General features: G+C 44.0%; 19 protein-coding genes. 10 read left to right on the top strand and 9 right to left on the bottom strand.

What is annotated here, in order from left to right:
• Positions 1-50 precede the first annotated feature (50 nt).
• Entirely contained in the window at positions 51-227 is a 177-nt protein-coding gene (locus QUA50_RS07205) for a ribbon-helix-helix domain-containing protein (protein WP_333029546.1), read from the bottom strand.
• Between the two features lie 207 nt (positions 228-434).
• Here QUA50_RS07205 and QUA50_RS07200 point away from each other — a divergent pair, with 207 nt between their 5' ends.
• The 3 genes from QUA50_RS07200 (at position 435) to QUA50_RS07190 (ending at position 2,232) form a co-directional block, all read left to right on the top strand.
• Complete coding sequence (locus QUA50_RS07200; protein ID WP_333261892.1) at positions 435-671, top strand: hypothetical protein; 237 nt, start codon at positions 435-437, stop codon at positions 669-671.
• Positions 672-893: 222 nt separating this feature from the next.
• Complete coding sequence (locus QUA50_RS07195; RefSeq protein WP_333261895.1) at positions 894-1,427, top strand: DUF262 domain-containing protein; 534 nt, start codon at positions 894-896, stop codon at positions 1,425-1,427.
• Positions 1,428-1,539: 112 nt separating this feature from the next.
• Positions 1,540-2,232 (top strand): MAE_28990/MAE_18760 family HEPN-like nuclease, encoded by a 693-nt coding sequence (locus QUA50_RS07190; protein WP_333261898.1) that lies wholly within the window; start codon positions 1,540-1,542, stop codon positions 2,230-2,232.
• Between the two features lie 91 nt (positions 2,233-2,323).
• On the opposite strand, the gene QUA50_RS07185 is transcribed toward QUA50_RS07190, so the two are convergent.
• Together QUA50_RS07185 and QUA50_RS07180 are read right to left on the bottom strand one after the other, a co-directional pair.
• Positions 2,324-2,986 carry a hypothetical protein gene (locus tag QUA50_RS07185; RefSeq protein WP_333298707.1) on the bottom strand — a complete coding sequence of 221 codons (663 nt, stop codon included), beginning with the start codon at positions 2,984-2,986 and terminating at the stop codon, positions 2,324-2,326.
• A gap of 224 nt (positions 2,987-3,210) precedes the next feature.
• The gene (locus QUA50_RS07180) at positions 3,211-4,236 is read right to left on the bottom strand and encodes a YihY/virulence factor BrkB family protein (RefSeq protein WP_333261902.1); all 1,026 of its coding nucleotides are present in this window, start codon (positions 4,234-4,236) and stop codon (positions 3,211-3,213) included.
• Between the two features lie 143 nt (positions 4,237-4,379).
• Between QUA50_RS07180 and QUA50_RS07175 the strand changes: the two genes are divergently transcribed.
• Positions 4,380-5,015 carry a hypothetical protein gene (locus QUA50_RS07175; RefSeq protein ID WP_333261905.1) on the top strand — a complete coding sequence of 212 codons (636 nt, stop codon included), beginning with the start codon at positions 4,380-4,382 and terminating at the stop codon, positions 5,013-5,015.
• An 84-nt stretch (positions 5,016-5,099) separates the two neighbouring features.
• Here QUA50_RS07175 and purU read toward each other — a convergent pair whose 3' ends face one another.
• Positions 5,100-5,954: a formyltetrahydrofolate deformylase gene (gene purU / locus QUA50_RS07170; RefSeq protein WP_333261907.1), complete on the bottom strand. Its 855-nt coding sequence runs from the start codon at positions 5,952-5,954 to the stop codon at positions 5,100-5,102.
• Positions 5,955-5,997: 43 nt separating this feature from the next.
• Between purU and QUA50_RS07165 the strand changes: the two genes are divergently transcribed.
• The gene (locus tag QUA50_RS07165; protein WP_333298709.1) at positions 5,998-6,231 is read left to right on the top strand and encodes a hypothetical protein; all 234 of its coding nucleotides are present in this window, start codon (positions 5,998-6,000) and stop codon (positions 6,229-6,231) included.
• A 216-nt stretch (positions 6,232-6,447) separates the two neighbouring features.
• Here QUA50_RS07165 and thrC read toward each other — a convergent pair whose 3' ends face one another.
• Positions 6,448-7,572, bottom strand: a complete 1,125-nt coding sequence (thrC, locus tag QUA50_RS07160; protein ID WP_445243149.1) for a threonine synthase — start codon at positions 7,570-7,572, stop codon at positions 6,448-6,450.
• A 132-nt stretch (positions 7,573-7,704) separates the two neighbouring features.
• Between thrC and QUA50_RS07155 the strand changes: the two genes are divergently transcribed.
• The 5 genes from QUA50_RS07155 to QUA50_RS07135 all read left to right on the top strand — a co-directional run bounded on the left by QUA50_RS07155 (position 7,705) and on the right by QUA50_RS07135 (position 13,371).
• Positions 7,705-7,986, top strand: coding sequence for a hypothetical protein (locus QUA50_RS07155; protein WP_333298710.1), 282 nt, complete (start codon positions 7,705-7,707; stop codon positions 7,984-7,986).
• A 257-nt stretch (positions 7,987-8,243) separates the two neighbouring features.
• Complete coding sequence (locus QUA50_RS07150; RefSeq protein WP_333261913.1) at positions 8,244-9,296, top strand: fatty acid desaturase; 1,053 nt, start codon at positions 8,244-8,246, stop codon at positions 9,294-9,296.
• A 284-nt stretch (positions 9,297-9,580) separates the two neighbouring features.
• A complete protein-coding gene (locus QUA50_RS07145; protein ID WP_333261915.1) occupies positions 9,581-11,083 on the top strand; it encodes an AAA family ATPase in 1,503 nt (500 codons plus the stop codon).
• The gene (locus tag QUA50_RS07140) at positions 11,083-12,012 is read left to right on the top strand and encodes a ParB N-terminal domain-containing protein (RefSeq protein ID WP_333261918.1); all 930 of its coding nucleotides are present in this window, start codon (positions 11,083-11,085) and stop codon (positions 12,010-12,012) included. The genes QUA50_RS07145 and QUA50_RS07140 overlap by 1 nt, the downstream gene beginning before the upstream one ends.
• A gap of 267 nt (positions 12,013-12,279) precedes the next feature.
• Positions 12,280-13,371, top strand: coding sequence for a Rho termination factor (modular protein) (locus QUA50_RS07135; protein WP_333261921.1), 1,092 nt, complete (start codon positions 12,280-12,282; stop codon positions 13,369-13,371).
• Positions 13,372-13,569: 198 nt separating this feature from the next.
• Here the strand turns inward: QUA50_RS07135 and QUA50_RS07130 are convergent, their stop codons facing one another.
• The 4 genes from QUA50_RS07130 to QUA50_RS07115 form a co-directional block, all read right to left on the bottom strand.
• Positions 13,570-13,905: a XisI protein gene (locus QUA50_RS07130; protein ID WP_333261924.1), complete on the bottom strand. Its 336-nt coding sequence runs from the start codon at positions 13,903-13,905 to the stop codon at positions 13,570-13,572.
• Positions 13,893-14,309, bottom strand: a complete 417-nt coding sequence (locus QUA50_RS07125; protein WP_333261928.1) for a XisH family protein — start codon at positions 14,307-14,309, stop codon at positions 13,893-13,895. The genes QUA50_RS07130 and QUA50_RS07125 overlap by 13 nt, the downstream gene beginning before the upstream one ends.
• An 85-nt stretch (positions 14,310-14,394) precedes the next feature.
• Positions 14,395-15,945 carry a phenylacetate--CoA ligase family protein gene (locus tag QUA50_RS07120; RefSeq protein ID WP_333261931.1) on the bottom strand — a complete coding sequence of 517 codons (1,551 nt, stop codon included), beginning with the start codon at positions 15,943-15,945 and terminating at the stop codon, positions 14,395-14,397.
• 101 nt (positions 15,946-16,046) lie between these two features.
• Positions 16,047-17,276 (bottom strand): transposase, encoded by a 1,230-nt coding sequence (locus QUA50_RS07115; RefSeq protein ID WP_333261934.1) that lies wholly within the window; start codon positions 17,274-17,276, stop codon positions 16,047-16,049.
• Positions 17,277-17,318 lie beyond the last annotated feature (42 nt).

Raw genomic sequence — 17,318 nt, 5'->3', positions numbered from 1 at the left:
GATGTAGGCGGATATACGCGGAGGGACGCGGATGGGATGGGGATGATGGCTTAAGGGCGATCGCTTTCTGATTCTTCCTTTTTCTGCTCTTGGCGCTCTCTGACTGCTTTAGCTGCCACATGGGATAGCAGGTTTGCAAGGGTTCTATCTTCTTCTTCGGCCCATTCGGACAAGGCTTGATGAACGTCTTCTGGCAGGGTAACTGTAACTCGCATTCGTGAAGGCATGGGCTGGCATGGTTTTACTTCAATTGTCTTCAATTTTACACTCCAACACCATTTGATATATCTTTGTGTCATTTGATGTCAATGGCATCAAATTATGTTATTAGTGTATATAAGGCTCAGGCCTTAAAACGTCAGAAGCCAGCCCCTCACTGTCCAAGGTTCCGGGCTGGCTCTGGCTCCAAAAATATCAATGGAGTGTATTCAATTATGACTTATAAAGACCGCTTGCACTGTTGGGCGATCGCCCGTTTGTTACCCTCTGAGCAATGGATAATTGTTGCCCGCTTCCGCAGTCGTTCAGATGCAGACGGGCATTTTCAGTTTTTGCGACAAACAATACCTCAAGTTAAGTTTGAGGTATTGTTTGTCGCACTGGGGAAAGTCACCGTTTATCCGCGTTGTGCCGCTCTTCCAATCCCGTCACCAGCGCGTTATAAAGGGTAATTTTTGAGGCGGTTTCAGTTAACTAAAGATGTGCGATTCCCTACGGGATAGCTTCGCACGCGCGTACTTTTTGTTAGTAAGTGCGATCGTCCGTACCCTCTGTGCCAAATCAGAATTTACACTGCGGTAGCCTCAAGACTAAAATTATCCGAACAGGACTTTATCAACCTTGGGCTGTGGTAAAATGATTGTATCCACAACACTTTCTCGTTACTTAAAAATATGCGATCGCAACTAGAACAAATTACGCTTCAAGACAGAAATGCTGCTGAAATGGAAATTCGCGATAATCGGCAGCAAATTAATTACGACACCAAACAGTATCCAGTCGAAATACTCGTTCAAAAATATATGGAAGGAATTGACGATGATACTAATAAGTTGTTTATTCCAGACTACCAACGTGAAATGACTTGGGATGAAGCAAGGCAATCAAAGTTTATCGAATCTGTAATTTTGGGGCTGCCAATACCTTATCTATTCGTTGCCGATCTCGGTGATGATGAAAATGGTGAACCACGTTTAGAGATCGTAGACGGTGCAGAACGCATTCGTACTCTAACCAGATTTGTCAACAACGAATTAACCTTAAGTGGACTGAAAAAATTAGAGCATTTGAATGGATTTAAGTTTAGTGATTTACTCATGCCTCGTCAGAGGCATTTCAATCGAACTACACTTCGGGTAATCCAACTAAGCAAAACGGCAAATGAGGAATTCCGAAGAGATTTATTTGAGCGGCTACAATCATTTTAATAGCAAAGTAAATACATTTGAAATAGAGCCAAAAATCTCTGGGTATTAGTTTGAGAAATCAAAAATTTGTTGTGTGTATTGAATATGTCTGCGATCGACGGCTAGGATAATCATGGAAACTGTACTCTTCGACTTTAATACACGCGCTAAAGATGTGGATGATTACTTCATTTTTCTGGATAGCTTGGAAAAACAGACAACGAAGTTAGCTGTATGCGATCCTGCTGGCACATACAAAATACAAAGTCTCGATCCTGAGTTAGCAAAAACTCTGAGAGCCAATGGTTTTTTGTTACTGTATAACTTAGTTGAATCCACTATGCGAAATGCGATTGAAGCCATATTCCAGGAGTTCAAAAATAAAGGAATCTCCTTTGACCGACTCAAACCCAAAATCAAAGTGATTGTCCTCCAAAATCTGAAAAACCGTTCTCCTCAGAAAATTCATTTAACAATCAATCAAATCTCTACAGATATCATCACAGCTACATTTGAGCGCGAGGAACTGTTTTCAGGAAATGTGGATGCTAGGTTGATTAAAGAAATAGCAGAAAAATATGGTTTTTCATATCAAACAGACTTTACTAAGACAAAGAACGGGCAAAATCTTGTAGTTGTTAAAAGCAACAGGAATGATTTGGCGCATGGGATTAAGTCTTTTGAGGAAGTGGGGCAAGATCAGGCTATTGAGGAACTATTAGAAATGAAGGAAGAAGTCGTAGAGTATTTGACGCAAATACTGGAAAATATCAGAGATTATCTTGACAATCAAGAGTATTTGGAAGTAACTACAGGTAATCCTTAATTTTAGGCTAAGAAACCGGGTTTCTCGGATGATTTAGGTAGGGTGGCGAGATATCTCGGAAGAAACCCGGTTTCTGGGAATGATGTGAAGGCTACTTCCGCACCATCACAGACTTAATTACAGCATTCGGGTGATACTTGTTAGTCTGATAAAATCCCCCTTGACCCGCGCCATAAACTCCCCCAAATTGTTTGCCTTCAGCCTGGGGAACAAACATAATCTTTCTAGTGGGTTGCTTAGCAAATACAACCCCTTCTCTCATTTCATTATCAACATTATAAGATAAAGTAGCTTTGCCGTAAATGGTCTCGGCTTGTTTCAGAGTCATTCCAGGCCCGACGCCCTGAACTGTTTTATAATTAGAATTGTCAGTCATCAAAAGTTCAATGACATCCGTATCTTTCAGCTTTGTACCCGCAGCGTAGATAATGCGATATTGCACTTTTCCCGATCGACTGACAGCCACAGCATCAAAGTCTACCATAAAAGGAGACTCTACCTTAAACTGCGCCGTGGAACCCAGAGCCTTTTTCAATTGTCCGAAAGTCATCCCCACCTTCGCCGCTCCAATTGTGCGATCGTCCATTGTTAAACTTGCAGAAGGTGTTTTTTGAGCAGTTTTTGCCGTTTCGCCCAGCTTATTTGCACCCCCAGGCGCAACAGCGGAACCTGGCTCGGAAATTAAGGTGAGGTAACTGCCGATCGCCAATAAAACAGCTATCATTGATCCAGACAAAACTTTAACATTCAACATGACTAATTCTCCTAGATTTCAAATGCGACTATCTACCCGTATCTTTTTGACTATCCTGGGCCTCACCCTCCTAGTTTGGATTCTCAGAGGTGTTGGCCTCTTGACATTCATTCCCGGTGGTGTAATTTGGATACTGATTTTGTTGTCTTTTGTTGCGGGTATTCTCAGCACTTTACTCCGTCGGTAAGCCAGCATCCGGCAAATAACAAATAACAAATAACAAATTATTTTAATTGGCACTGTTTCATTGCCTTTCCCACTGTTACATTCAACTGAGCGCCTAGCAGCATCACCAAAGAAGAAATATCGAGCCACAGCAGCAACACAATAAAAGTTCCGATCGTGCCGTAAGTCCAAGTGTAATTGCCCAAATGGAAAACATAAAACCGAAATAAAGCTGAAAATATTGCCCAGAAAATAGCTGCAAAAACAGCTCCCGACAAAATAGGAATATCTGGTTGACGGCGGCTAGGCCCGTAGCGGTAAATAAAGGCAAAGGCAAGTGATACAATTCCCAAAGAAATCGGCCACCGCCACAGCCGCCAAACATCTAACAGTTGCGACTCCAAATGGCAAGTGCTGGCGAGGAGCAAGCAATTTTGAACATTTTTTAAATCGCAATTGGCGACGGACTCCAGCAGGCAACTCTGGCGGGCAACAGCTTGCACAATTAAGTCGCTGACAAATACTACTCCCGATGCCAGAATCAATAGTATAATTGTGCCGACACTCAGCGCCAAAGAAATAAGTTTTGCTTTCCAAAATGGTCGAGTTCGAGCGCTGGGGATTTCATGGATGCGATCGAGTGCAGCCATCGCGGCGCTCATTACTCCAGAAAATGCCCAAATCGCCCCAAGAAAGCTCACCGAAAACAGCCCTTTACTGCGAGTTAACAGAATTTCTTTGATTAAGCCGCCAATCAACTTCCGCACGTCATCGGGTATAACTTCGCCCAAAAGACGGGCGATTTGATAAAGTGTTGACTGCAAAGGTTCAAAGAGGGCGATCGCAGATAAAATAGCCAACAGCCCCGGAAACAGCGCCAGCATAGAATTGTAGGCCATTTCCGCAGACAGCCCCGGCAAGCGCTGCTCTCCCGCCTTAGCGCCGACTTCCTTGAGAGTGCCCCAAGTCAAACACCGACAAAACAGCCAAAAACCCCGAAATTTCCGTTTTAGTGCTCTCAGCAGCCTTAAAAGCGCCTTAAACAAAGCTAAAATCAGGTAGCGCAACCAGTAAAAAATGTTCATAGCGCACAGGCAATGGGGCGAAAGATGAGGTACACAAGTCGTTAATTAATTAAGCCATTATCAACTCGCAATTGCCAATTCCCAATTCCCCAATCTAAAATCTAAAATCTAAAATCTAAAATCTAAAATCTAAAATCAATATTATGGCTCAGGATGTCAGACAGTGGTTAGATGAAATCAAGCGGCTGCAACAGCAGTTAACAGAAGTTTCGCGCGATCGCGATGAGGCTGGTGAAAGTGCCGCTCAGTGGCGCCAACTCTACAATACTGAAGCCGAGCAGCGGCGGAATGATGCTAAATTAACTCAGCAAAGCATCGCTTCTCTGGAAGCACAAATACAGCAATTACAAAATTTTTCCCCCATTGCGCCCGAAGGCGACGATGCTGGAGTTGCTCGCCAGCAGGAAGTCGAACAACTGCAAACAGTAGGCGAACTTAAAGCTAAGTTAGCAGAAGTTCTCGAAGAGCGCGATCGGGCGATCGAACAAGTTAAACAACTCACTCAAGCCCTCAAACAAGAAGAAGCCCGTCACGCCGAAACTAGCAAAAATTTAACTAGCGCCCTCGGAGATGCCGTTGACTTGCTCACGAAAGCCCAAAATCCTGCCCCTGCAAAAACCGAGACAGTATATTCTTTAGAAATAGTACCTACTCGCACTGCAAATCCTGGCGAAACTGCTCTGGAAATCCGCCAAACTTCCGCCCAAACAGGCAAAAATCCCGCCCAGCTTCCACCTTCTAAAAATCAGTTACTTGAACTACCGCCTTTTAGCAATTAGTCAAACGATTAGAAAAAATCATGCTATAAATTATCCGATACCCCTAAATCAGCTGATCTGGGGGATGGGGGTGAGGTTTAATTTTCAAGCAAAAACCACAGTCCGATTGCCATAAACTAAAACACGATTTTGCAAATGATATCGCACCGCCCTTGCTAAAACAACTCTTTCTAAATCTTTACCTTTGCGAATCAAATCAGAGACTTCATCGCGGTGACTGACGCGCACAACATCTTGTTCAACAATCGGGCCAGCATCTAAATCGGGTGTAACATAGTGGGCTGTTGCACCGATAATTTTTACCCCTCTTTCATAAGCCCTTTCGTAGGGATTTGCACCCACAAATGCGGGTAAAAATGAATGGTGAATATTAATCAGATTGGGAAATTTTCTGATAAAGTCTTGACTCAAAATTTGCATATATTTAGCCAAAACTACTAAATCAATTTTATATTTTTTAAGAAGTTCTAACTGTTGTGCTTCTTGCATAGCTTTATTGTCTTTAGTAATGGGAATATACTCAAAGTCGATACCGTATTGTGCGGCAATGGGCTTTAAATTTTCATGATTGCTGATTATCAGCGGAATTTCACCTCTGATTTCTTGAGATTTTTGTCGCCAAATCAAGTCTAATAAACAGTGATCTTGACGGCTGACCCAGATTGCGATGCGTCGAATTTTATGAGAGAAATGCAATTGCCAATTGGCTTGTAAGTCCTTGGCTATTTCACTAAAAGCAGGTGTTATTTGTTCGGTGGTTAAGTCAAAATCATCTAATTGCCATTCTAGCCGGCTCAGAAATAATCCCGCGGTAAAATCTGTATGGTGATCCGCGTGGATGATATTGCCGTTATGGGACGCGATAAAATTGGCAAGTAAGGCGACGAGTCCTTTGCGATCGGGACAGGAAATTAACAGGGTTGCAGTAGGGCTAGTCATAATATAATGACAAAATTGTCTCGCTGAGTTTATTGATAAAAAAGTGAGTTCACAGGAGTTTATTGATACTGAGATGTTGCACCATTCTCAATTAGCCTTTTATGAACAGGCTTTCCGGCCTGTGAAGCGAGAAAATTTATATTTTGTGGAACAGGCCGAAAAGCCTGTTTCTTATATTGGTGCAAGATGTGAATTTAAACTGATATCTTACAACAATATCAATCGAGGACTTTCGCGCGGGGTGGGGGCGGGTTTTTTAGTCTTTTGGTATCCTTGAAAGCTATTGAGTAAGCAGTCCCTTGTATCTTAAAAGAGGTAGATTGCGATTTACTGTTGGGTGGGGGCGGGTTTATTCAGATTGTTGGTACTTGTTAGATATTGTTGGTGAACCCGCCCCTACAGGTTGTTGACCGCCGGTGCAATATCTTAGTTTAAATGAACCACAGAGGACACAAAGAACACAACTGACAACTGACAACTGCCAACTAACTTCTTAAAATCCCATCGCCCCAGCTACCGCATCCAAACTCGGAGCAATGCCACTTTTAAATTGATTGTTGCTGTGATTAATTGCGGTATCCGGGTCTTTCAAACCGTTACCAGTCAGCACGCAAACTACCGTCGCCCCAGTCGGAACTTGGTCTTTTACCTTCAGCAAACCGGCCACAGAAGCTGCACTCGCCGGTTCGCAGAAAATTCCTTCCTGTGATGCTAACAAACGGTAAGCGTCGAGAATTTCGGCGTCGGTGACTGCTGCAAAACTGCCGCGGCTGGCTTCGGAAGCGGAGATCGCCTGTTTCCAGCTAGCAGGGTTGCCGATCCGAATTGCCGTCGCCAGGGTTTCTGGGTGCGATACCGGTGAGCCCGTTACCAAAGGCGCAGCCCCGGCGGCTTGAAATCCCATCATCTGCGGCAAGCGCGAAGATTTTTTGGCTTGGTGGTATTGACAAAAACCCATCCAGTATGCTGTGATGTTTCCCGCATTTCCTACGGGAATGCACAGCCAGTCGGGGGCGTCGCCTAAAGCGTCCACCACTTCAAAAGCTCCGGTTTTCTGGCCTTCCAATCGGTAAGGATTCACCGAATTTACCAATGTTACGGGGTAGTTAACGGCCATTTCGCGGACAATTTCTAAGGCCCGATCGAAATTTCCCCCAATCGAAATGACTTCCGCACCATAAAGCAAAGCTTGCGCCAGCTTGCCCAAAGCCACGTAACCTTCGGGAATCAACACGAAAGCTCGCATCCCCCCGCGTCTGGCGTAGGCGGCGGCGGCGGCCGAAGTATTGCCGGTACTGGCGCAAATTACAGCTTCGGCACCAGCTTCCTTCGCCTTGGAAATCGCCATTGTCATCCCCCGGTCTTTGAAGCTACCAGTGGGGTTGAGGCCGTCGTATTTCACCAAGACGCGCACGTCTCTACCGATGAGAGAGGCGATCGCAGGTGCTGGAATCAGGGGAGTATTGCCTTCTTGGAGGGTCACTACCGGTGTGGTTTCCGTCACCGGCAGGTAGGGGCGATAAGCTTCGATCAAGCCGGGCCAGCCGTAGGGTTTCGGCTCGGCTGCGCGGGCAGCGGAGTTAGCAGCAGAGTCAGTAGCAGGTAGAATCAGGGTCACGATGTCAATGGTTTTAGGCAATGGCTAAGGAATTTACACTAAAATTTACACTAATTTTAGCTCGATCGGTTAATTTGATGTTTAATACGATCGGTTCAGGTTAAAGTAACTTAATGGTGTGAATGTGTAGATATGTCTACCCAATTACTAATGTCAAATAATTCATCCACTCTTTCCCGGCCTCAAGTTACCGCGAGCAACCCCGAAATGGCTAGTTCTTCTACCCTATCGACCAGTTTTGCCCGCAAAGTAGATTTGGTGAAGTGCCCCTACCAAGCAGATCAGCAAGTTAAGTTCCTGCACTTGCAAGCAGAAATCGAATCCTTGCTGCTGGAAGTGCAAAGCCTCAAACAGCAACGGTCGCTCGTTGGCTTGCCGGCTCTCGATCCGATTTCTGGCAGCAAGACCAATTAGCAGACAACAGCGCCTAATGCTAATTGTCCTGCCCCTGTGTTATAAAAACGAATGTTTTGCTACCCGCAGTGTTTTTTGCCCAAAGTGCTAGAAATTCCTAACTGCGGATAGCGATCGCTAGCATTTGCTAAAACGCGCTTGCCTACAGCTCAACTCGTCTGCTGCTTGCTGGCAACGAGCTGACCTTTTACTGCGCTTTTTTATGCGCTAATTTTGTTAAGCCATGCTCATGGCATACGGAGAATCGAAATCAGTTTATGACAGCATCGATCGAAAAACCACTAAATTTGACATCCGCAAGTGACACTTCCAACCTGCGCCTGAAAGATATTCTCAAAACCCTGCCGCGGGAAGTATTCGTCAAAAACCCCCGCAAAGCTTGGACAAAAGTAATCGTCAACGTTCTTTTAGTTGCTGTCGGTTACTGGGGCATAGCAGTATCGCCTTGGTATCTACTGCCTCTAATGTGGATTTTCACAGGCACCGGATTAACCGGTTTTTTTGTGATCGGCCACGACTGCGGGCACCGGTCATTTGCTAACCGCCGCTGGGTAAACGATTTAGTCGGACATATTGCTTTTCTGCCGTTAATTTATCCGTTTCACGCATGGCGGCACGGACACAATTACCACCACAAGCACACCAATAAAATTGGCGAAGATAATGCTTGGCAGCCGATGACAGCAGCAGACTACGCTGCCGCGCCCAAGGCTTTACAAATAGCTTATAGTTTAATATTTGGTCGGATGTGGTGGATCGGCTCGATCGCCCACTGGGCAAAAGTACACTTTATGTGGTGGCGGTTCAAAGGTCAACAGAAACAAGAACAAGTCCGGTTTTCTGTGTTAGTGGTTTTAATCGGTGCTGCGATCGGATTTCCGCTTTTAATAGCAACCACAGGCATTTGGGGATTTGTCAAATTTTGGTTGATGCCCTGGCTGGTTTACCATTTCTGGATGAGCACTTTTACGATCGTCCACCACACAGCACCAGACATTTCATTTAAAGAACCCGAAGAATGGAACGAAGCCCAAGCGCAACTATCGGGAACAGTTCACTGCGATTATCCCCGCTGGGTAGAGTTTCTGTGCCACGACATTAACGTCCACGTTCCCCACCACCTTTCAACTGCTATTCCCTGGTACAATTTGCGCCTCGCCCACAGCAGCTTAAAGGAAAATTGGCAAGATAATCTCTACGAAACAGAATTTTCTTGGTCTTTAATGAAGCGGATTGCCGACAACTGTCACTTGTACAATCCCGCTGGCGGCTATCAAACATTGCAGGAATTTAACGCTAAAACCAAATAAGTTTTAAACGCGATAAATGCCAGAAAAACCCGGTTTGTCAAACACAACCGGGTTTTTCGATATTACAACCCGTAGGCTTTGTAAGGTGAGGAATACGTACCCTACTGTCAATAAGCTGTTCTCCATTTAAATTGTGTGTCAAAAATTACTCAAATTATTGTGGGATGGGCACGCGAACCCGTCCCCAATATGCAATTTAAACGCGCAACAGCTTATCACAATCCCTACCATTATTAAATCAGTCATTCCCAATCTAAAATCTAAAATCTAAAATCTAAAATCGAATGACTTTCAATCCCAATAACTGTCGCAACGAAAGCGAAGTAGAAAGCAAACTCATTGTCAGCTATCTGCTACCAAAACTAGGCTATACGCCCGACACTTGGCATCAAGAAATCGCATTTGGGAATATTCGTCTAGACTTCCTCTCATTTGCCACCCAAGTTATCCCCATAGTAGTCGATGCAGACTCACCGATGAGTGTAGTCATGGAGGCTAAACATCCCAAGGAAAATTTAGACCGCCACCTGCGAAAACTCACTCGCTATTTAACAAGCTTGAGCATCCGCTACGGACTCATAACTAACGGTAAAGAAATTAGAATTTATGCAAGAATCGCCGATGATATTCAGCTAGTCTTTAAGTGTGCTGGAAAAGACGTAGAAACTCGAATTGAGGAAATCATAGCTTTAATTGGCAGAAATACTTTAAAACCTATAAAAACTCCCGATCATCTAGAACTGGAAGATAATAAAATTAATTTGGTTAGCCCTGAGTTAATTAGCGAAGTCCCAGTACAGCAAAACAATCCCGGCGCCGCAGAACCTGAGCCAAGTCAAATCTCTGAACCGGAACAAATAGCTGAAAATAATCCAGTTAAGCCTCAAGTTAAATCCGATGTAACCGTTACCCAAAAAACTCAAAATACTATGAAAATCATTGCAGTTTACCATAACAAAGGCGGCGTTGGCAAAACTACAACAGTAGTCAATTTAGCAGCAGCGCTGAGCAAGAAAGGTAAGAGAGTCTTGGTGATAGACTTAGATAGTCAAGCGAATACAACCTTTGCGACAGGTTTAGTTAAATTTGAGGATGAAGAACAAGACGATTTGAAAGATAATAATATTCTTCAAGTTTTGCAATCTGAAGACTTTTTCTCCATCGCAGAAGTAGCTCGCAAGTCTAATTTTTGCCATCCCGAAATTGATGTGATTCCTTCCCATATTGATTTAATGCAATATGAAACGGAACTCAATCAACTAGATTACAGCCGAATGATTTTAATTCAGAAACTAGCAGAAGTACAGGATAAATACGATCTTGTACTGATCGATACGCCGCCATCTTTGAATTTTTATGCGAGAGTTGCTCTAATTGCGGCGGATTATTTAATTATTCCTTCTGACTTAAAACCTTTTGCCAATCAAGGACTGATTAATGTCAAGGACTTTATCAAAAAAGTTAACGGATTCAAAAAACAAATTGGCAAGAAACCACTAGAAGTTTTAGGCGTCCTCCCTTGCAAAATTTCAACTAATGCTAAATTTGTACAGTACAGTTTGCCCAAGCGGAGGGAGGCAATTCCCAAACGCTACGGCTTTGAAATCATGGACAGCGTAATTTACGAGAGAGACGATTTAGCAAAGTGTGCAGAACAATTTCAAATCGTGGGAAATATGGAAATCGCCGATCCGATTTCAGTGCTAGACTTTAAGCCTGATTCTATCGCATCCCAAGAATTTGAAATGCTAGCACTCGAAGTTTTGGAAAAAATAGGTAAAAACTAATGAAAAAATTATCTCCGTCACTGGTTGCAGTTAAAAAAATTACATCCGCAGTGCCCCGTTCCAATTTTGCAGAGCCGGATTTGGAGAAACTGGCGCAACTGATTTTAGAATTAGGAGGATTGATCAACCCCATAATTCTCCGCCGCAACGGTATGGATGCCTACGAGATAGTAGACGGAGACTTTGAATACTACGCTGCTGCGAAAGCCAGGGAAATCAACCCTATGAAAGGCGAGACAATCGGAGCATTTATTCTTGAACCAGAAAATGAAGGACTGCTTTTAGAGCAAGTTCAAGCGCTGAGGAAATCAGCCAAAACTGAAAATTTAGTTGAGAACCCCGAAACCGGGTTTTTTGAGGAAAATACTTCGTCGCCGCCCGCAGATTCCCTAAAAAACCCGGTTTCTTTGGTCGAAGTCCCTCATTTAGGTGAAAATGAAACTACCGAAGATTCATCTAGTTTTGAACAGCGACTAACGAATATTCAAGCCTTGTTTGCAATTCAAATCAATGAATTAAAAGCCGACTACGCCCGCGAACAACAAGTTTTAGCGCAGAGTATACAAGAAATTGAAAACCGAATCTTACAACAAGTACCTCTGTTAGTTGAAGTTGGGTTGGCAAACAGAATTAATGAGTTGAAATCCGAGTCGCCACCAGAAAAACAAGTGGTGGTAGAGAGGATACCAGAACTTGGAAACGTAGCTTCCGAATCAATGTCGCTGTTGGAAGCACTCAATACTTTAGAGAAAAATCAACTGTCGGCTAATTTGAAAGATGCTGGATTGAAGCTTCCAGTAATCCAAATAATACTCAAAGAGCGAGATGCGCGGCCGTTTGTCTCATTTGCAAATGTGGTGGAACGTGTTAAAGGGTTAACCGACAAAACAATGATTAAAATAATTGACAAGTGGCAAAAATACTCATAACTCGCAACTCCTGCGGCTACTGGCAACTTTGACTCCGTGAGTCTCTACGCCAAAAAAAGTAAAGATGAGTAAAGCAGTGGATCATTGTTGTCCCGCAGGCAGTTAAACTCTTCACAGTCGCTTTTTTTAGGAATTGCAGTAACTTTTGCCGTAGCACGGGCGAGGGCCCGACGCCATCGCCAGGGATGTCACCCCACGGGAAGCCGCGTAGATATACATAAATACCTACAAACCAGATTTTAATGACAAAAGGGGACTTGTAACAAGATGGATCGATCGTCCGATCAAAACCGAATAGTTGAATATTTGCGGATTAAGCCCATTAGTCACAGTCAGATTTACACTTCCCAAATAGCAGTACCAGAACCTCATCGGGGCGAAATTCCTCGCGAACGCCGCGAAGCTCTCAGGAGAAGTCTAATCGAGCAAGGCAGCAACTTGATTCCTTTAATTGTACGCCCTACAGAAGCTTACAGCAACGAAGAAGAATATGAAGTGGTCTGCGGCTCAGATTGGTGTATTGTTGCTAAAGAACTCGGCATCGAGCAAATGTGGGCGTGGGTATTTGAAATGACCGACGAGGAGGTAGCTGTTGCTCAAGCTGAAATGGAACATTTAGCTCCGCAACCCACTCATAAAACAGCACAAATTGAGACTATACTCCAACAATTTGAGCAATCATTTCAAAAAAAGGTAGATAGTCTAACAAAAAAAATAGAACTATCTGTAAAAAAAAATGAAGACCTGCTAAAAAAGCACGTAAAAGCTCTAAGTGAGCAGAACTTTGAGCTTAACCAAATAGAACAGATTAAGCATTTGCTCGAACAAGTGGAAAAAGCATTTCATGAAAAGGTAGATAAAATGGCTAAAAAAATTGAACAATCTAGCAGCAACCGTTCGCAAACATCTGCTGTTATTTCTGAAGTGAATCTTGAAGCCGCTTTGAGACAGTTGGATGAACTGGAAAAACTGCTGTCAATCAAATTAGAACGCACAGTCCAAACAATTAATCAGTTTGTTTCCGACGCCATTGAAGACGTAGAAAATGACCTAAAAAATCAAATTGAAACGCTCCGCCGCCAACTGGGAGCCGCAGCGACTCACTCAGAAATACAGCCCGATGCACCGCCGAAGAAGCAGTCAAAAACGCAGCCGAAGAAGCAGTCGAAAGCACAGCAGAAACCTCAGTTGCCGCAGTTGCAGTTGGAGTTGCCGTTTCCGTCCCAGTCCCCAGAGGATGACTACGAAAGTCTTTCGCTGAGAGGGTTGAAGGCGATCGGCAAAGACAGGAAAGTGCGGGGCTACGCGCGCATGAAACGACCGGAAATTCTGGCGGCTCTCAGACAAACTGACGGCTAATAAAACGATAATTGCTAATAGTTAAAGACTAATTAGATCAATTCCGGCTAATTCATCTGCGTTAATCTGTGTTTATCTGCCCTCATCTGCGGTAAAAAAAAAGAGAATTTGTTAACCGCAGATGACAATGGATTGACGCTGATTCACGCAGATGCAGAGAAGAGATATGAAAACCTGTTTCCTGTCTTGTAAGCTGGTTTAGGCGATCGCATATCCCGTATGTTGCCGAACGTGATACGGATGAAACCCTAAAACTATCTTGTCTTTAGGCACTCCTAATTCTACAAGTTCTGAGGTAATTCCCGTTTCTATACCATCGTGTTGAATCCAGATTTTGCCGTCGATAATTTCCACATGAACGATACACCCGTGAATTCTTTGAGGCCCTTGCCAGCCTTCGTGCATCAATAAAAAATTGTTTTGTTCGCTATCAACAATAATGCTGTTCTTAACTTGTCCGTAACTGGTAGGAATCCTGGCATAACTCTCTAAAACAGTGCGAACAATTTGGCGATATTCATCTAGTCTATCCATCTGACAATTATCTCCTTTGATGAATCAAAAACAATTAATTTTAGTCTTTTTTTTCGCAACAAAAGTTGCCCCAGTGGCTCAGAGAAAATATCTAGATAAACTTCTTCCCGAACAGCCAGATATATATTACGTTCTGGTTCCGAAAGCTCTAGGATATCTTCGTAGACAATATACTGTCCCAAAGCTTCTTCTAAGTCATGAACGGGTGAAATACTCAAAAAACTTTTTACTTCTACAGCAATTTTGCGACCTTGCTTTTCGGCAGCAAGTATTTTTTCTGCACCCAAATCGACGTAGAGCGAACGATCGCCAATTTCTAGGGTTAGCGGATCGTTTGTTATCGTCCACCCGTCTTTTTCCAGGGCTGTTCTGACATTATTGTGGTAGATGTCTTTTGCTGGCATATTCTAAGCTGAACCATCAAATGTCACCCTAATTATAGAATAACACAAGACTTTTGAAAACTGAGAGTTCATCAATTCAAACTACTTATTGCCGCGTGTATCGGTGCTTCACCCCAATCGGAAAATACTCCGCATTGCCCATCTCCGTTAATGTCACGACAGGTAACTGATATTCGGGCGGCACGTAATTAGCAAATTCGCTGTTTAGCCGCCGCAATTGCGCGAGAATTGAAGATGCGATCGCCTGTTTCATCTCCTCGTCGCCCTCCACCCCCGCTGCTAATTCCACAACCACCGATAAAAACCGATTTCGATCGGCATTTTCCTTGACTTGCAGTACAAATTTTCCCGTCACCCATTCCCGAATGGTGGGAACTTCTAAACCTACGGTGACATTTTCTGGGTAAATGTTCGCACCAAAGTAGGAAACGGTAAAGTGCGTTAGCGAAGCCCTCGAAGAGGATCGCCCAAATACATAGACAAAGGGCAAGCAGCGAATTCCTCTGGGGAAATCAGAAACTTTCATACCTGCTGCTTGCTGCAAACTTGCCACGGGGTTAAATCCCCATTCAGCCAAAAAATTGAGCATTGCTTCGTAAGAAATTAAACCGCCGTTATCCGAGATGTGATAGCGTATTAGCGGGATGCCGTTGTCGCCAGAAAATAACAGCGTGCCGTCATTATTCACTTCAAAAAAGCGGCTTTTCGGATCGTACTGCACCAGCGTTGGCAACCGCGATTCCCCGAATAAATTGCGGGAAGCTTCGGGATTGTTTGCTAAAAAGCGGCGGATGCAAATACTCAGCGGTGTCTCGTTGCCCAAAACGCCCGCATCTGCCGTACCGTAAAGGCTCGCAGAGTTGTAATATAGATTGTCAGAATTAGTGCGATCGCTCACCAAACTCCGCCATTCTTCGCTAAACACTTCCCCCGCAAACACCATCTTAATTCGATATTTTTCCCACTCCACACCCCCAGCAATTCCGCTATCAATCACATCCTTGATAAATGGCGGATATCCCAACAAAACTACTTGCTCAAAATGGTTCCCAAGTTCCTGAACAACTCGGAATATTTCAGTCTTATTATTCCCAGGCGTCACAACTGTAACGGGATAACCCTTACTCGCCAGATAGCGGCAGCAATTTGCCGTGTACATTCCCCCAACCCAAGTCCCCAACGCAAAGCAAATCACAGCTAAAGTTGAGCGATTGTCGGCGTAAAAACTGTCGTGAAATATTTGTTCAAAACGAGCGGCAATTTGCAACTCGTCGCTGATAAAACGCGGCCAAAATGTCGGCTTTCCTGTCGAACCAGATGAAACAGCAATGAAATCGCAAGTTTCTAATTTGCCCTGGTAGCACAACTGAGGTAGCGGGTGACAGCGTAAATAATTCTCTTTGGTAATTAGCGGCAATTTTTGGAAGTCTTCAAAGGTTTGAATTGAGGCGGGATTGATGTTATGTTCAGCTAGGAAAGTCTGGTAAGCTGGTACTGTGGCAGCGACATTTTGAAAAAGCGCGATCGCCCCGGCTTCGGCAACTCGACTCTGCTGGTGTTGCAATCGTTCCTCAAGCGGCGCCCTCAAAAACTCTTCAAACGCCCCAATTGCTCGCTGACGCTGTTCTGGCTGCATTATTTGCTCCTTAAAATGCGTATTTTGCACCTCGATCGCTCAAGAGTCAATTAGTAGCGCGGCGCGACCGGATGGCACATTGGGCTGGACAGTGACAACTCCTAAACCAACTGAGTACAGTATGGTTTAGGCTTCTCAGCGACTCCTGCTATGGCATAGGACATTAACTGAGCTTTAAGAACGGGTTGCCCCACCGCTCTATTTTTGACAACAATTGCGGCATTATGATCGCGGTCTAGACTACACCCACAATAAGAGCAGTCATGCCAACGAATATGCAGCTTTTTTGGTACTTTCTCACCGCAATTAGAGCAATCTTGTGAAGTATTATTGGCGCTTACTGGGACAACCAACAAACCAGCATTTACGGCTTTGTTTGTTAATATCGACAGAAAGCTTGACCACCCAGCATCCAACACAGACTTAGCTAATCTTGTACGAGCTAGACCTTTAATATTTAAATCCTCGTGCGCGATTACGTCATATTTTGATAGCAGCCACTTAGCTGTCTTGAAGTGAAAATCTTTGCGCTTATCAGCTACTTTTTTGTGACACTTTCCTAACTGCTTCACTGCCTTCTGCCTCCGGCTACTGCCTTTCTTGCGACGTGACACTCGCTTTTGAATAGTTCGTAAGCGTTTTTGTTCTTTACGGTAATATTGGGGAATAGCGACTGTTTCGCCCTCAGAGGTTGTCAAAAACTCCTTCAGCCCTACGTCAATACCTGTTATCGAACGAGGATTGAAATCTGGCTTAATCTCTGGAACTGTTTTGTCTTCGAGGGAGAGCGTAAGGTAATAACCATCAGCTTTCTTGGTGACAGATGCGATTTTGATTTTGAACCCATCAGGGATAGGGCGATGCAAGACAACTTTAACTTTCCCAAACATCGGCAAGTTAATCAAGTTGCCCTGTAAGCATCCCTCTTTCATTTGTGGATACGTAAAGGTGCGATAGCGATTCCGAGCCTTAAAACGAGGTTTACCGCTACGTTTCCCGTTGCTGTCACCTTTCAAGAAACGGTCAAACGTTATCTTAACCCGCTTAACTACATCTTGAAGGACTTGCGAATATATCTCGCTATACCAAGGATGCGTTTTTTTTAGTTGAGGTAACGTTTTCTTTTGCGAGTAATAATCAGGATTGTCTCGCAGTTCAGGTAGGTAGCAGACAAGAGAGCAAGCGTTAACAGGAGAACGATTTTGTTCGTACCACTTAAATCTGTCAGCCAACAGATAATTGTACTGAGCGCATAGCATGGATAGCCATCTGTCTAGCTCAATGACCTGTTGTTTTGTTGGACGTAGTTTGTACTGGTAAGCCGTTCTCATGGTTGCACTCCTTGAATGTCAAATTAGCATTATTGTGTTCGC

The sequence above is a fragment of the Microcoleus sp. M2_D5 genome (assembly GCF_036701935.1).
Taxonomy (GTDB): Bacteria; Cyanobacteriota; Cyanobacteriia; order Cyanobacteriales; family Microcoleaceae; genus Microcoleus.
Note: the sequence above shows the minus strand (reverse complement) of the source record. Positions and strands in the feature narration are given on the sequence as shown.

Coding starts and splice junctions, on each gene's coding strand:
- QUA50_RS07130 (WP_333261924.1), bottom strand. CDS start 13,905: ATGGATAGACTAGATGAATATCGCCAAATTGTTCGCACTGTTTTAGAG.
- QUA50_RS07185 (WP_333298707.1), bottom strand. CDS start 2,986: ATGTTGAATGTTAAAGTTTTGTCTGGATCAATGATAGCTGTTTTATTG.
- QUA50_RS07140 (WP_333261918.1), top strand. CDS start 11,083: ATGAAAAAATTATCTCCGTCACTGGTTGCAGTTAAAAAAATTACATCC.
- QUA50_RS07125 (WP_333261928.1), bottom strand. CDS start 14,309: ATGCCAGCAAAAGACATCTACCACAATAATGTCAGAACAGCCCTGGAA.
- QUA50_RS07175 (WP_333261905.1), top strand. CDS start 4,380: ATGGCTCAGGATGTCAGACAGTGGTTAGATGAAATCAAGCGGCTGCAA.
- QUA50_RS07190 (WP_333261898.1), top strand. CDS start 1,540: ATGGAAACTGTACTCTTCGACTTTAATACACGCGCTAAAGATGTGGAT.
- QUA50_RS07195 (WP_333261895.1), top strand. CDS start 894: ATGCGATCGCAACTAGAACAAATTACGCTTCAAGACAGAAATGCTGCT.
- purU (WP_333261907.1), bottom strand. CDS start 5,954: ATGACTAGCCCTACTGCAACCCTGTTAATTTCCTGTCCCGATCGCAAA.
- QUA50_RS07180 (WP_333261902.1), bottom strand. CDS start 4,236: ATGAACATTTTTTACTGGTTGCGCTACCTGATTTTAGCTTTGTTTAAG.
- QUA50_RS07155 (WP_333298710.1), top strand. CDS start 7,705: ATGTCTACCCAATTACTAATGTCAAATAATTCATCCACTCTTTCCCGG.
- QUA50_RS07115 (WP_333261934.1), bottom strand. CDS start 17,276: ATGAGAACGGCTTACCAGTACAAACTACGTCCAACAAAACAACAGGTC.
- QUA50_RS07120 (WP_333261931.1), bottom strand. CDS start 15,945: ATGCAGCCAGAACAGCGTCAGCGAGCAATTGGGGCGTTTGAAGAGTTT.
- QUA50_RS07150 (WP_333261913.1), top strand. CDS start 8,244: ATGACAGCATCGATCGAAAAACCACTAAATTTGACATCCGCAAGTGAC.
- QUA50_RS07200 (WP_333261892.1), top strand. CDS start 435: ATGACTTATAAAGACCGCTTGCACTGTTGGGCGATCGCCCGTTTGTTA.
- QUA50_RS07205 (WP_333029546.1), bottom strand. CDS start 227: ATGCCTTCACGAATGCGAGTTACAGTTACCCTGCCAGAAGACGTTCAT.
- QUA50_RS07135 (WP_333261921.1), top strand. CDS start 12,280: ATGGATCGATCGTCCGATCAAAACCGAATAGTTGAATATTTGCGGATT.
- QUA50_RS07145 (WP_333261915.1), top strand. CDS start 9,581: ATGACTTTCAATCCCAATAACTGTCGCAACGAAAGCGAAGTAGAAAGC.